Source organism: Streptomyces sp. B1866 (genome assembly GCF_031932565.1).
Lineage (GTDB): Bacteria > Actinomycetota > Actinomycetes > Streptomycetales > Streptomycetaceae > Streptomyces.
The window spans coordinates 1-13489 of sequence record NZ_JAVSCF010000178.1 but is presented as its reverse complement, the minus strand read 5'-3'; the positions used below and the strand labels follow the sequence as shown (position 1 = coordinate 13489).

Annotated in this window: 12 protein-coding genes; 5 read left to right on the top strand and 7 right to left on the bottom strand. The window is 75.4% G+C overall.

What is annotated here, in order from left to right; all coding sequences use genetic code 11:
- Window positions 1–137: 137 nt before the first annotated feature.
- The 4 genes from RKE29_RS21140 to RKE29_RS21125 are packed head-to-tail and all read right to left on the bottom strand — an operon-like array spanning window position 138 to window position 4073.
- Window positions 138–758 carry an ATP/GTP-binding protein gene (locus tag RKE29_RS21140; RefSeq protein WP_312007081.1) on the bottom strand — a complete coding sequence of 207 codons (621 nt, stop codon included), beginning with the start codon at window positions 756–758 and terminating at the stop codon, window positions 138–140.
- Window positions 759–771: 13 nt separating this feature from the next.
- Window positions 772–1188 carry a DUF742 domain-containing protein gene (locus RKE29_RS21135; RefSeq protein WP_312007080.1) on the bottom strand — a complete coding sequence of 139 codons (417 nt, stop codon included), beginning with the start codon at window positions 1186–1188 and terminating at the stop codon, window positions 772–774.
- Window positions 1185–1682 (bottom strand): roadblock/LC7 domain-containing protein, encoded by a 498-nt coding sequence (locus tag RKE29_RS21130; RefSeq protein ID WP_312007079.1) that lies wholly within the window; start codon window positions 1680–1682, stop codon window positions 1185–1187. Before RKE29_RS21130 ends, RKE29_RS21135 begins: the two co-directional genes overlap by 4 nt.
- Window positions 1683–1700: 18 nt before the next feature.
- Window positions 1701–4073, bottom strand: coding sequence for an ATP-binding protein (locus RKE29_RS21125; protein WP_312007078.1), 2373 nt, complete (start codon window positions 4071–4073; stop codon window positions 1701–1703).
- Between the two features lie 390 nt (window positions 4074–4463).
- Between RKE29_RS21125 and RKE29_RS21120 the strand changes: the two genes are divergently transcribed.
- The gene (locus RKE29_RS21120; RefSeq protein ID WP_312007077.1) at window positions 4464–5234 is read left to right on the top strand and encodes a protein phosphatase 2C domain-containing protein; all 771 of its coding nucleotides are present in this window, start codon (window positions 4464–4466) and stop codon (window positions 5232–5234) included.
- Between the two features lie 247 nt (window positions 5235–5481).
- Here RKE29_RS21120 and RKE29_RS21115 read toward each other — a convergent pair whose 3' ends face one another.
- Window positions 5482–6000, bottom strand: coding sequence for a MarR family transcriptional regulator (locus RKE29_RS21115; RefSeq protein WP_312007076.1), 519 nt, complete (start codon window positions 5998–6000; stop codon window positions 5482–5484).
- A gap of 206 nt (window positions 6001–6206) precedes the next feature.
- Between RKE29_RS21115 and RKE29_RS21110 the strand changes: the two genes are divergently transcribed.
- Window positions 6207–7073: a lysozyme gene (locus tag RKE29_RS21110; protein ID WP_312007075.1), complete on the top strand. Its 867-nt coding sequence runs from the start codon at window positions 6207–6209 to the stop codon at window positions 7071–7073.
- A 239-nt stretch (window positions 7074–7312) separates the two neighbouring features.
- Here RKE29_RS21110 and RKE29_RS21105 read toward each other — a convergent pair whose 3' ends face one another.
- Both RKE29_RS21105 and lon read right to left on the bottom strand, forming a co-directional pair.
- Window positions 7313–7864: an NAD(P)H-dependent oxidoreductase gene (locus RKE29_RS21105; RefSeq protein ID WP_312007074.1), complete on the bottom strand. Its 552-nt coding sequence runs from the start codon at window positions 7862–7864 to the stop codon at window positions 7313–7315.
- 233 nt (window positions 7865–8097) lie between these two features.
- Complete coding sequence (gene lon, locus RKE29_RS21100) at window positions 8098–10560, bottom strand: endopeptidase La (RefSeq protein WP_312007073.1); 2463 nt, start codon at window positions 10558–10560, stop codon at window positions 8098–8100.
- 270 nt (window positions 10561–10830) lie between these two features.
- On the opposite strand from lon, the gene RKE29_RS21095 reads away from it, so the two are divergent.
- From RKE29_RS21095 to RKE29_RS21085, 3 genes are all read left to right on the top strand, one after another.
- A complete protein-coding gene (locus RKE29_RS21095; RefSeq protein WP_312007072.1) occupies window positions 10831–11571 on the top strand; it encodes a response regulator transcription factor in 741 nt (246 codons plus the stop codon).
- A 79-nt stretch (window positions 11572–11650) separates the two neighbouring features.
- Window positions 11651–12820 carry an ATP-binding protein gene (locus tag RKE29_RS21090; protein WP_312007071.1) on the top strand — a complete coding sequence of 390 codons (1170 nt, stop codon included), beginning with the start codon at window positions 11651–11653 and terminating at the stop codon, window positions 12818–12820.
- Window positions 12821–13195: 375 nt separating this feature from the next.
- A partial coding sequence (locus tag RKE29_RS21085; protein WP_312007070.1) for a hypothetical protein occupies window positions 13196–13489 on the top strand: 294 nt, incomplete at its 3' end.

Here is a 13489-nt window from a genome sequence, read left to right as displayed (position 1 = left end):
CGGGCGCCGCGCCCCGCGGACGCGCGCCCGGACTCCGCGCGGGGACGCGGCGGACCGCTGTCCGGACCGCGCCGGACGGCCCCCGCCAGGCCCCCCGCCAGGCCCGTCGCGCGGCGGGCGCCGCACGGCGGCAGGTCTCACCTGCCGGCCTTCGCGCCCTCCATCGCGTGCCGCACCAGCTGCTGGAGCACGTCGATCACCGACATCCGCCGGCGCGCGTCCATCACCGTCAGCGGCACCCGGGACGGCACGGACAGCGCCTCGCGCACGTCCTCGGCGCTGTAGCAGGTCGTGCCCTCGAAGTGGTTGACGGCGACCAGGTACGGCAGGCCGCAGCTCTCGAAGTAGTCGAGCGCGGGCCAGCAGTCCTCCAGGCGCTGCGTGTCGGCCATGACCACCGCGCCGATCGCGCCGCGCACCAGGTCGTCCCACATGAAGCGGAACCGCTGCTGGCCGGGCGTGCCGAAGAGGTAGAGCACGAGGTCGGACTCCAGCGTGATCCGGCCGAAGTCCATGGCGACCGTGGTCGTCAGCTTCTGCGGCACCGCGCTGAGGTCGTCCACGTCCACGCTCGCGCGCGTCATCAGCGCCTCGGTCTGGAGCGGGGTGATCTCCGACACCGAGCCGACGAAGGTCGTCTTGCCGACGCCGAAGCCGCCCGCGATCACGATCTTGGTGGCGACCGGCGCCCGCGCGCGGTCCGTCTGCCAGCCCCGGGGACTGTCGTCGGCGCCTGGTATCCGGGGCGCGCCTGACACCGCCATCGTTGTCTCAGAGTCTGCGCAGTCCACCAAGAACCCTTTCGAGCAGCGCGCGGTCGGGCTGTTGCCCGGCCCCGCCCGCCGTACCGTACACGCGAATTCTGCCCTGCTCGGCGAGGTCGCTGAGCAACACGCGGACCACGCCGAGGGGGATTCTTAACAGCGCCGACACCTCCGCGACCGACCGGACGCGCCGGCACAGCTCCACGATCGCCCGCGCCTCGGGCGGCAGTCGGGAGCCGGACGGCGCCGACGGCCCGTCAGCGCCCGCGTCCCAGGGGCCCGGAGCGTCCAGCGTGGCCACGAACATCTCGACCGGCAGGGGGTGGCCGCAGCGGGTGCGGCCCGCGGTGAGCGAGTAGGGGCGCACCCGGCCCGGCCGGCGCTGGGCCGGGATGCGGAAGGGCAGCTGTGCGGCAGGCGTCACAGCCCGGCTCCTCCCGCCGCCTCCACCGATCTGCGCAGCTCGCCGCGGAGTTCGGGGGTCAGGACGTGGCCGGCCCGGCCGACGAACAGCGCCATGTGGTAGGCCACGACCGTCATGTCGCAGTCGGCGTCGGCGTGCACGCCGAGCAGCGAGCCGTCGCTGATCGACATGACGAACAGGCAGCCTTCCTCCATGGCGACGACCGTCTGCCTGACGTCGCCGCCGTCCATCAGCTTGGCCGCGCCCAGCGTGAGGCTGCCGAGGCCGGAGACGATGGTGGCCAGGTCTGCGGTCGACCCCTTGGGGCCGTCCTGGGCCGTGGGGTCGAGCGGTGCGGGGGCCGCGGCCTGCGGGTCGGAGGAGAGCAGCAGCAGGCCGTCCGACGAGACGACGGCCACCGAGCGGACTCCGGGGACCTCCTCGACCAGGTTGGCCAGCAGCCAGTGCAGGTTACGGGCCTCGGTGCTCAGCCCGTAGGTGCTACTCGGCGCCATCAACTGCGTGCCTCCTCGCTAAACCGTGCCACTCTCGTCCCCGATGCCAGGGGGCTCCGTGCGCCCCTGCGGCCGCTCGCCCGGCCAGTGGCCGGTCCGCCACTGGCCGCTGTGCCACTCGTCGACCTGCCAGGAGCCGGCCGCCTGCTGGGCTCCGACGGCCGTGTGCCGCCGCAGCTCCGCCTCGGCCTCGGCGTCGTGGCGGCCCTGGCGCGCGCCGCGCTGGAAGCCGCCGAGGCGGCGCCGCAGCTCTTCGGCGTTCACCGAGCCGGTGCGCTCGGGGGTGCCCGGCTCGCGGCGCGCCACCGTCCTGGGCGTGCGCTTGGGCAGCCCCGTGCCGGTGACGGCCCGCAGCCCGGTCACGGTCCCGTCCAGCGCGGACCTGCCCGGGGTGCCGCCCGGCGTGCCGCCCTGGGAGGCGGCGCCCTGGAGCGCCCCGCCCAGGGTCCCGACCCGGGGGGCCGCGCCCGGCGGGCCGCCCTGCGGGGTGCCGGGCGGCGTGCCCTGGCCCGCGGTCTGGGGCCCGGTCGGTACGGGTCCGGACGGCGGGCCGGGGTCATGCTTCCAGGTCTCCCGGCCGTGGTTCCAGTCGGCCGCCGTCGTGCCGGCGGACGGCCGGCCGAACCCGTCGGTCGCGGACGGGGTGTACGGCCGCGCGGCGCCCGGCCCGTACGCGATCCGGTCCGACTCGTCCTCGGGGTGCTGGCGGGTGACGTCCTCGCCGGGGCCGTGAAGTCCGCCGGGGCCGTGAAGTCCGCCGGGGCGGCGGGGGTCGCCGGGGCCGGGCGGCGCGGCGGCGGGCGTGCCGGAGTACGGCGTGAGGTCCGGCCGGGGCACGGCGCCGGTCGAGGGCCCGTCGGCCCCCGGCGCGGCCGGTCCGCCGAACGCCGCGGGACCGGCGGCCGCCGCGCCCATCGACGGGTCGGCGACCGGAGCGCCCGTGGACGGGTCGAACACCCTGCCCACCGACGGGTCGAACACGCTGCCCGCCCTACCCGTGGACGGGTCGAACGTCATCCCCGCCGAGGGGGCGATCGACATGCCCACCGAGGGGTCGGCGGTGCCGCCCGCCCCCGGGCCGATCGGCGCGCCGGTCGACGGGTCGGCCTGGCCGGTGCCCGCGTGGTCCGGGACGAGGATGGCCAGCGGCAGCAGCACCACGGCCTCCACGCCGCCCCGCTCCCGCCCGCGCAGCTCCACGCGCATGCCGTGCCGGGCGGCGAGCCGGGTCACCACGTACAGGCCCAGGCCCCGCGGGTCGTGCCCGTCCGGTCCGGCGCCGTGCTCCGGCGCCCGTCCGGCGAGCCGTTCGTTGAGCCACGCGCGCTGGTCGGCCGGGATGCCCACGCCGTCGTCCCGGACGGACAGCATGACCTCGCCCGTCTCCAGCGGCCAGCCGGAGACGCACACCGGCGCCTCGGGCGGCGACCCGGCGGCCGCGTTGTCGAGCAGTTCGGCGACGAGGTGGCTGACGGCGTCGGCGGCGTGGCCGGCGACCCGCGCGGGCGGCGGCAGCGGATGGATGCGCACCCGGTCGTACCGCTCGGCCTCGCTGACCGAGGCCCGCAGCACGTCGAACAGCGGCACCGGGCCGGGGTGCACGGTCGCCGGCTCGGCGCCGGCGACCAGCAGCAGGCTCTCGGTGGAGCGGCGCATGCCGGTGGCGAGGTGGTCGAGCTGGAAGAGGGTGTGCAGCCGGTCGGGGTCCTGCTCGGCGCCCTCCAGGCCCTCGATGACGGCGAGCTGCCGCTCGATCAGGCGCAGGGTACGGGCGGCGAGTCCGGCCACGCCGGGCTGCGCGCGCGTCCCGCCGCCCGGCCCGTCGCCGCCGTCCGCGCGGGCCTGAAGGACTTTCAGGCGCGCGGCGGCCTCGTCCCGTCCGCGCAGCAACTCGGCCGTCTTGTCGGCCAGCCGCTGCCGCTCGGCGTCCAGGTGGGCCCGCTCCATGTCGAGCTGCTGGGCGCGCTCCCGCTCGCGGGCGGCGATCCGCTGCAACTCGCCCAGGGCCCGTACGACGTCGGCGAACTCGTCCTCGCGCGGCGGCGCGTCGACCGGCTCCTCGGCCAGCGGGTCGCCGGCCACCCGCCGCGCGCCGTCGCGCAGGGCGGCCAGCGGCCGGGTCACGCCGCGGGTGGCGAGCACACCGGCCGTCAGGACGGCCAGCAGGCAGCCGCTCGCGACGGCCACGGTCAGCGGCGCGGACTGCGGAGTGTCCGTCAGGGCGGCGACGACGCCCGGCGATCCGCTCGCCACCGTGGCGAAGGAGACGACGGTGACCGAGACGGCCAGCCGGTTGCGGACCCGGGCCGGGCCGGGCGCCGGGGCCGTATCCCGTTCCCGCCGCCGCTCGCCGTGTCCGCGGTTGCTGCCCCGAAGCCGTTTCTTCCGCACCGGTGCTCACAATCTTTGTCGCCGACCCGCTGGGGACGCCAGAAGTGACGAAGGCTCAACTCTCACGGGCGCCACCCCTGGTAGGACGTCCGACCCTCCCAGGACCGCTGTGAGGCGGACGCCCCATCATCCGCCCGGCCACCATAATGAGTGAACCCTACGGAGAACCTGACCACCAACTCCCGCCCCGGGGTGTATGACCGGCCGCCCGGCCCGAAGTGGAAAACGCCTCCGCGCCCTGGCAAGATGCCCCGGCCAGCCGTCCCGCGAAAACGTCAATCGACGGCAAATCCGGCATTGCCGCTTTTGGTGTGAACCAATTCGCGCCCGCGCGCGGCACCGGGCGCGGGTACCGCGCCGGGGCGCGCACCGGTCCGGCAGACTGCTGCCGTGCGCATCGAACTCGCGACCGCCCACGGCGACGCCGGCCGCCCCAACGAGGACTACGTGTCGGTGGCCCTACCAGCGTCTGGCCAGGGCGGCGCGCTCGTCCTGCTGGACGGGGTGACCCCGCCCGAGGACGGCGGCGGCTGCGCGCACGGCGTCACCTGGTTCACGGCGCGGCTCGGCGGGGCGCTCCTCGAACTGTCCGGTTCGCAACGGGATATGCCGCTGGCGGCATGCCTCTCGGCCGCAATCGAACGCACCGCCGAAAAACATCAGGACACGTGTGATCTTTCTCACGTACGCACGCCGCAGGCCACGGTGGTCGCGGTGCGCTGGGACGCGGACCGGGTCGAGCACCTGGTGCTGAGCGACTCGGTGCTGCTGGTCGAGGCCCCGGACGGCACGGTCACCCCGGTGCTCGACGACCGGCTCGACCGGCTGCGCGCGGCCGGCCGGCTCGTCGCCCCGCTGCGCAACGCCGAGGACGGCTTCTTCACCGCCGCCGCCGACCCCGGCGTGGCCCGCCGGGCCGTGACCGGCACCCTGCCCCGCGCGGAGGTGCGGGCGGTGGCGGCGCTCACCGACGGGGCGGCGCGCTGGGTGGAGGTGTTCGGCGCGGGCGACTGGACGCGGTGCCTGGACCTGCTGCGCGGGGCGGGGCCGCGGGAGCTGATCGACGAGGTGCGGGCGGCCGAGGCCGCCGACCCGCTGGGCCTGGCCCACCCCCGCGACAAGGCGCACGACGACGCGGCGGCCGTCTTCGCCGAGCTGTGAGCCACACGGCCGGCGCCGCGCGGATCCCGCGCCGTACGGGCGTCCATGCGCGCGCCGGCGCCCCGGCCGCCCGCACCGCGCTCCCCGGCCGTGCGCCGACGCGCCGTCACCCGTTCGGCCGCCCTACACCACCGTCAGCTCACGGACGCACACCACGCGCGATAAATAACCCGAAAAGGTACGCGGATGCCGTAATCCGAGTCGCCCCGCCGCCATCCGTGTGCGGACCATGGCAGGCATGAGGGGTTTACTCGTCCACGCGGCCCGGCTCGTCGGATTCGCGAAGCGAGTTGAGCCGGTGCAGCAGCCGGGCGAGTTCGGCGACCTCACCGCGGTCCCAGGCCGCGAGACGTCGCGCGTACCGCGCCCGCCGCGCGCCGCGGACGCGCCGGAAGCGGGCCCGTCCGCCCTCCGTCAACTCCACGAGAAAGGCCCGGCCGTCGGCGGGGTCGGGCGTGCGCGCCACGAGTCCGAGCTGTTCCAGGGCCCGGAGCTGACGGCTCATCGTCGCCTTGCCGACGCCGAAGTACGCCGCCAGCGCGGTGGCGCGCTGCGGTCCGGCGTCCTCCAGGCGCATCAGCAGGCCGTAGGCCGCGGGTTCCAGGTCGGGGTGGACCTCGCGGGCCAGCTCGCCCGACGACGCGCGGGCGCGGCGCAGGAAAACCGCCAATTCCCGTTCGAGAGCGAGGTAGGCATGGTCCACGCCGAATTCCCTGTCGACCCGCCCCTCGTCCGGCGCCGGAGGCGTCGCACCGTTGTCGCCCACGTCAGGCCGCCCTCTTTCGCCTCGTCCGGAGTTTCACGGCGTGAAAGTTTCTTTCCCGGCACGGCCGTCGCCGCAGCTCGGTCAGTATTTCGCAGGATTAGACCAACGGCACCACCCGGCCCCTCTTTCGCGGCGGCGGTCTACGCCCGTAGCGTCCTCATGACATGGTCACACCAATGACATGCGCCCCCCACGGAGGCCCCCACATGCCTGTGCCCAGACCCGGTTCCGTCCGCCGCGCGCTGACCGCGCCGGCCAGTGTCCTCGCCACCGTCCTGGCCCTGCTGGCCGGTTTCCTCGCCACGGTCCTCGCGCTGTCCGGTACGGCGTCGGCCGCCACCCCCCAGCCCCTCTCCCATCCCGACGACGACTGGGCCGGGTCCCAGATCCTCCGGCACGAGGGCGCCGGCGACCGCACGCGCGGCGCCGCGGAGCCGTCGCTGCTGGCCGGCGTCGAAGGCGTGGACGTCAGCAGCCACCAGGGTAACGTCGACTGGGCCGCGCTGTGGAACAGCGGCGTCCGGTTCGCCTACGCCAAGGCGACCGAGGGGACCACGTACACCAACCCGTACTTCCCCCAGCAGTACAACGGCTCGTACAACGTCGGCATGGTCCGCGGCGCCTACCACTTCGCGCTGCCCGACGTCTCCAGCGGCGCCACCCAGGCGAACTACTTCCTCAGCCACGGCGGCGGCTGGTCCCGGGACGGCAAGACGCTGCCGGGCGCGCTGGACATCGAGTACAACCCCTACGGCGCGACCTGCTACGGCCTGAGCCAGAGCGCGATGGTCAGCTGGCTGAAGGACTTCGTCAACACCTACGCGTCGCGCACCGGCCGGGATCCGGTGATCTACACCTCCACGAGCTGGTGGAAGACCTGCACCGGCAACAACGCGAGCTTCGGCGGCCTCAACCCGCTGTGGATTCCGCGCTACGGCTCGTCCGTCGGCGAACTGCCGGCCGGCTGGGGCTTCCACACCATCTGGCAGTACACCTCGACCGGCCCGACCGTCGGCGACCACGACCTGTTCAACGGCTCCTACGACCGGCTCGTGGCCCTCGCCAACGGCTGACGCGGCCCACCGGTCCCGCTGAGCGCGGGCGACCCCACCGGATCCGGCGGCACGCCGGTCCGCGCCCGCTCCCCCTCCGGCGCCCGGGTCCGGCCACCCGGCCGCCGGAGGGCACCCCCGGACCGTACGGGCCCGTACGAGCACGAAGGGGCCGTACGGGCCCGTACGCAAGCGCGCGAAGGGCGCCTTCCGTCGCGGAAGGCGCCCTCGCCGCGGCGTGCGGCCGGCCCGGCGGCGCGTCAGACGGCGGCCAGGCTGCGCTCGCCCTCGGCGGCGGGCGCCAGCAGCTCCCGGTAGCGCCGCGCGTGCCCGGCCAGCGCCTCGTCGCCGACGTCGAGAGTCCCGTACACCGCGAACGGCTCCTGGTACGCCGCGCCGACGAAGTGCGCGCTCGCCTCCAGCGGCCGGAGCAGTTCGGCGAGGGTGAAGCGGTTCGGGCCGCCGGACCGGTAGACCTCCTCGGGGCCGCCCACGCTGGTGGCCACAAGCAGGGACTTGCCGTGCAGGGCGGTGCCGCCGGTGCCGTACGCGAAGCCGTACAGCAGCACCTCGTCCAGCCACTTCTTCAGCAGCGGCGGCACCGAGTACCAGTAGAGGGGGAACTGAAGGACGATCCGGTCGTGCTCGCGCAGCAGCCGCTGCTCGCGGTCCACGTCGAGACCCAAGTCGGGATAGGCGGCGTACAGGTCGTGCAGCGTGACGCCGTCGGCGTCGCGCACGGCGTCGGCGAGGGCGGCGTTGACGCGGGACTCGGCGAGCCGGGGGTGGGCGAGAAGGACGAGGGTGGACACGGGTCTCCTTGGGGAGGGCGGGGGGCGCCGCGCGGGCGGTGGACGCCGGGCGGCGGCCCCGCAGTGAGTAGACAGGTCTGTCTACTAGAGGGTGATCCTATCAACGGGGCGGCTCGGCATCAACGGCGTTCCGCCCGGGCTCCGGCGGGCGGGCGCGGCCCCGCCGCGGAGCCTCCACGGGGGGAGGCTCCGCGGCGGGGCGAGGGCCGCCCGGCCGGCCGCGCCCGTCACGCTCACGCCGCGGCCGGGACCTCCTGGTCCGCCCCGGAGTCCCGGGTGGCCGGCCGCAGGGCCAGCTGGAGCACCTGGCGCACGTCGCCGACCGGGTGGACCTCCAGCCGCGCCAGCACCTCGGCGGGCACGTCGTCCAGGTCGGGCTCGTTGCGCTTCGGGATGATCACGGTCGTCAGCCCGGCGCGGTGCGCGGCCAGCAGCTTCTGCTTGACCCCGCCGACCGGCAGCACCCGGCCGGTCAGCGACACCTCGCCGGTCATCGCCACGTCCGGCCGCACCGGCCGGCCCGACAGCAGCGAGGCGAGCGCCGTGGTCATCGTGACGCCCGCGCTCGGGCCGTCCTTGGGCACCGCGCCGGCGGGGACGTGCAGGTGCACGCCGCGGTCCTTCAGGTCGCCGACGGGCAGCTCCAGCTCCGCGCCGTGCGAGCGCAGGAAGGACAGGGCGATCCGCGCGGACTCCTTCATCACGTCGCCGAGCTGGCCGGTGAGGACCACGCCCGCGCCGCCGGTCTCCGGGTCGGCCAGCGACGCCTCCACGTACAGCACGTCGCCGCCCGCGCCGGTGACCGCGAGGCCGGTGGCCACGCCGGGCACGGCGGTGCGCCGCTCGGCCGGGTCCTGGGCGGCCTCCGGGGTGTGGTGCGGCCGGCCGAGCAGCGGGCGCAGGTCGTCCTCGCCGACGGTCAGCGGCAGCTCCCGCTCGCCCAGCGCGTGCTGGGCGGCGACCTTGCGCAGCAGGCGGGCGACGGACCGCTCCAGGCTCCGCACGCCGGCCTCGCGGGTGTACTCCCCGGCCAGCCTGCGCAGGGCCACGTCGGTGAGCGTCACCTCGCCGGGCTCCAGGCCCGCCCGCTCCAGCTGCCTGGGCAGCAGGTGGCCGCGGGCGATGACGACCTTCTCGTCCTCGGTGTAGCCGTCCAGGCGGACCACTTCCATGCGGTCGCGCAGCGCCTCCGGGATGGCCTCCAGGACGTTGGCCGTGGCCAGGAACACCACGTCGGACAGGTCCAGCTCGACCTCCAGGTAGTGGTCGCGGAAGGTGTGGTTCTGCGCGGGGTCGAGGACTTCGAGCAGCGCGGCGGCCGGGTCGCCGCGGAAGTCGGAGCCGACCTTGTCGATCTCGTCCAGGAGGACGACCGGGTTCATCGAGCCGGCCTCCTTGATCGCGCGGACGACACGGCCGGGCAGCGCGCCCACGTACGTACGCCGGTGGCCGCGGATCTCGGCCTCGTCGCGCACGCCGCCGAGCGCCACCCGTACGAACGTCCGGCCCATGGCGCGGGCCACCGACTCGCCCAGCGACGTCTTGCCCACGCCGGGCGGGCCGACCAGGGCCAGCACCGCGCCGCCGCGGCGGCCGCCGACCACGCCCAGGCCCCGCTCGGCGCGCCGCCTGCGCACCGCCAGGTACTCGGTGATGCGGTCCTTGACGTCCGCCAGGCCCGCGTGGTCGGCGTCCAGCACGGCGCGGGCGCCGCGGATGTCGTACGCGTCCTCGGTGCGCTCGTTCCACGGCAGCTCCAGGACGGTGTCCAGCCAGGTGCGGATCCAGCCGCCCTCGGGGCTCGCGTCGGAGGCGCGCTCCAGCTTGCCGACCTCCTTCAGGGCGGCCTCGCGGACCTTCTCGGGCAGGTCGGCGGCCTCGACCCGGGCGCGGTAGTCGTCGGCCTCGTCCTCGGCGCCGGGCGCGCCGCTGAGCTGGGCCAGCTCCTTGCGCACGGCCTCCAGCTGGCGGCGCAGCAGGAACTCGCGCTGCTGCTTGTCGACGCCCTCCTGCACGTCCTTGGCGATGGCCTCGGCCACGTCCTGCTCGGCGAGGTGGTCGCGCAGCCGGCCGACGGCGAGCTTCAGCCGCGCCACCGGGTCGGCGGTCTGGAGCAGCTCGACGCGCTGCTCCAGGGTCAGGAACGGCGAGTAGCCGGCGTTGTCGGCGAGCTGGCCGGGGTCGTCGATCTGCTGCACCCGGTCCACCACCTGCCAGGCACCGCGCCCCCGCAGCCAGGTGGCGACCAGCGCCTTGTACTCCTTGACCAGCTCGGTGACCTGGCCCGGCAGGGGGTCGGGCAGCGGCGGCTCCGCCACGCGGGTCGCCTCGACCCACAGCGCGGCGCCGGGTCCGGTGGTACCGGCGCCGATGCGCACCCGGTGCACGGCGCGGATCAGCGCGCCCGGGTCGCCGTCGGACAGCCGGCCCACCTGCTCCACGGTGCCCAGCGCGCCCACCGCGGTGTACGCGCCGTCCACCCGTGGCACCAGCAGCACGCGCGGCTTCCCACCGCCGGGCCGGGTGCGGCCCGGCCCGGTCCCGGGCGCGGCGCGCTCGGCCGCGGCCTGCGCGGCTTCCACGGCGGCGCGCACCTCGGCGTCGGACAGGTCCAGCGGCACCACCATGCCGGGCAGCACCACCTCGTCATCGAGCGGCAGTACGGGCAGGGTGAGCGGTGCGGACGACGAACCCATGATCTCTCCCTCGGCAGGCAAGTTGAGTTATGCCCACTCAATGCCGGGGCCGGAGGGATTGTTCCCCCGCCCTTGTTCGCCGTGAGCGATCATCGCCCCGGCCCACTCACCGCATGGTGGTCGCACGGGCGCACGACCGTACGGGAGTGCGTAGCCGAGCCGCGGGGCCTGCCTTTACGCTGCTTGCCAACCAACGGAACGTGCCACGGCAGCCGACCACCTGCCCGGCACACGGGCCACCAGAGCACGGGACCACCCAGGGGCGGGCGCATGGAGTCAAGTCACACGAGCCACAACGGGGCCCCCGCGACCACTCCAGGGGCGCAGCGCCGGGTGCTGGTCGTGGAGGACGACCCGACCATCGTCGACGCCATCGCGGCCCGGCTGCGCGCCGAGGGCTTCCAGGTGCAGACCGCGAGCGACGGGCCGGCCGCCGTGGACACGGCCGAGGCGTGGCAGCCCGACCTGCTCGTCCTCGACGTGATGCTGCCGGGCTTCGACGGCCTGGAGGTCTGCCGCCGGGTGCAGGCCAGGCGGCCGGTGCCGGTGCTGATGCTCACCGCGCGCGACGACGAGACCGACATGCTGGTGGGCCTCGGCGTGGGCGCGGACGACTACATGACCAAGCCGTTCTCCATGCGGGAGCTGGCCGCCCGGGTGCACGTGCTGCTGCGCCGCGTGGAGCGGGCGGCGCTGGCCGCGCACACGCCGCGCAACGGCATCCTGCGGCTGGGCGAGCTGGAGATCGACCACGCGCAGCGGCGGGTGCGGGTGCGCGGCACGGACGTGCACCTGACGCCGACCGAGTTCGACCTGCTGGTGTGCCTGGCGAACACGCCGCGCGCGGTGCTCTCCCGCGAGCAGCTGCTGGCCGAGGTGTGGGACTGGGCCGACGCGTCCGGCACCCGCACCGTCGACAGCCACATCAAGGCGCTGCGCCGCAAGATCGGCGCCGAGCGCATCCGCACGGTCCACGGCGTGGGCTACGCGCTGGAGACCCCGGCCGCGTGAGGCCCGGGCGCGAGCGGGGAACCGGCGGGCGGCGCGGCCCGGCCGGCGCGGCGGGGCGCGGCCGCGGGGCGGGGCGGGCATGAGGCTGGTGCCCGGCCGCGCCGCCTGGAGCCGGCTGTGGGAGGCGCTGCGGCCGTTCGACCCGTACCGGTCGATCAAGGCCGCGCTGGGCGCGCTGGTGATCGGCTCGGTGATCATCACGACGCTGCTGGTGCTCGCGGCGGTCCGGTCCGACACCGAGCTGCGGATCATCACGATCTTCTCGATCATCACCTCGCTGCTGATCACCCAGTTCGTGGCGCACGGCCTGACCGCGCCGCTGGACGAGATGACCGAGGTCACCCGGGCCATGGCGCACGGCGACTACACGCGCCGGGTGCGGGCGGCCCAGCGCCGGGACGAGTTCGGGGCGCTGGCGACCTCCTTCAACCGGATGGCCGCCGACCTGGAGGCGGTGGACACCCACCGCAAGGAGCTGGTCGCCAACGTCTCGCACGAGCTGCGCACCCCGATCGCCGGCCTGCGGGCCGTCCTGGAGAACGTCGTGGACGGCGTCTCCGAGGCCGACCCGGAGACCATGCAGATCGCGCTGCGGCAGACCCAGCGGCTGGGCCGGCTGGTCGAGCAGCTGCTGGACCTGTCCCGGCTGGACCACGGCGTGGTGCCGCTGCGCGCGCGGCGGTTCGAGGTGTGGCCGTACCTGGCCGGCATCCTCAAGGAGGCGTCGATGGCCACGTCCATGGCCAAGGGCGCCTCGGCGGAGCGCGCGGGCCCGCACGCGCGCCAGGACGTGCACCTGAACCTCGACGTGCAGCCGCCCGACCTGATCGCCTACGCCGACGCCGAGCGGCTGCACCAGGTCGTCGCCAACCTCGTCGACAACGCCGTCAAGCACAGCCCGGCGCACGGCCGGGTGACCGTGCGGGCCCGGCGCGGCGACGGCGCGCAGAGCCTGGAGCTGGAGGTCGTGGACGAGGGGCCGGGCATCCCGGCGGCCGAGCGGGACCGCGTCTTCGAGCGGTTCAACCGGGGCGGCAGGCCCGCCGAGGGCGACCGGTCCGGGGCGCGCACCGGCGGCCCGGGCGGCGACGGCGGCACGGGCCTGGGCCTGGCCATCGCGCGCTGGGCGGTGGACCTGCACGGCGGCCGGATCGGCGTGGCGGAGTCGCCGCGCGGCTGCCGGATCCGGGTCTCGCTGCCGGGCACGCCCGCGGCCCCGGCGCTCCCGCCGCCGACCCGGGTGCCCTGACCGCCCGCCCTCGCCCCCCGGCCCGGCCGCCCGGTCCGACTCCCGGCCCCCGGCGGCGCGTTCGGCCCGTACGGGCGGACGGTGTCCGGGCCGTACGGGCGGACGGTGCCCGGACCGTACGGGCGGGCGGCGGGGCGGAGACACCGGGGCACATGCCAATGGCAACAGCATGCCCATACGAGCGACATGGCGCACATCCGTGCTACGCCGACAGCGAACTTGGCGTGATTCCCGGCCCACCTGTCCACGAAACCCGGCGATCAATGTGACGTAGACGACGGTTGACCAGTGCGACCTGCACGTACGGGGCCCGAGGGCGTAGCCTTTATTTCCGCTGTCCACCATTTCAGGTAGCGGAAGAGGGCGGTTGCCGCCGTGTCGCCACAGGCTCCCAACACTACGAGCACCCAGGCCGACCAGCAGAACGGGCAGGGTGCCGACCCTGCCGCTGCGTTCGGCCCCAACGAGTGGCTCGTCGACGAGATCTACCAGCAGTACCTCCAGGACCCGAACTCGGTCGACCGGGCCTGGTGGGACTTCTTCGCCGACTACAAGCCGGGTCAGGACACCGGCTCCGCGGTGGCCTCCCCGCCGCAGACCGCGCCCGGCGGCGCGCCCCCCGCCCCCGCGGCCCCCGCCCCGGCCGCCCCCGCCGCCCAGCCCGCGCAG

Excerpts from the sequence above, each read along its gene's own strand:
- RKE29_RS21130 (WP_312007079.1), bottom strand. The coding sequence starts at position 1,682 with ATGGCGCCGAGTAGCACCTACGGGCTGAGCACCGAGGCCCGTAACCTG.
- RKE29_RS21110 (WP_312007075.1), top strand. The coding sequence starts at position 6,207 with ATGCCTGTGCCCAGACCCGGTTCCGTCCGCCGCGCGCTGACCGCGCCG.
- lon (WP_312007073.1), bottom strand. The coding sequence starts at position 10,560 with ATGGGTTCGTCGTCCGCACCGCTCACCCTGCCCGTACTGCCGCTCGAT.
- RKE29_RS21095 (WP_312007072.1), top strand. The coding sequence starts at position 10,831 with ATGGAGTCAAGTCACACGAGCCACAACGGGGCCCCCGCGACCACTCCA.
- RKE29_RS21090 (WP_312007071.1), top strand. The coding sequence starts at position 11,651 with ATGAGGCTGGTGCCCGGCCGCGCCGCCTGGAGCCGGCTGTGGGAGGCG.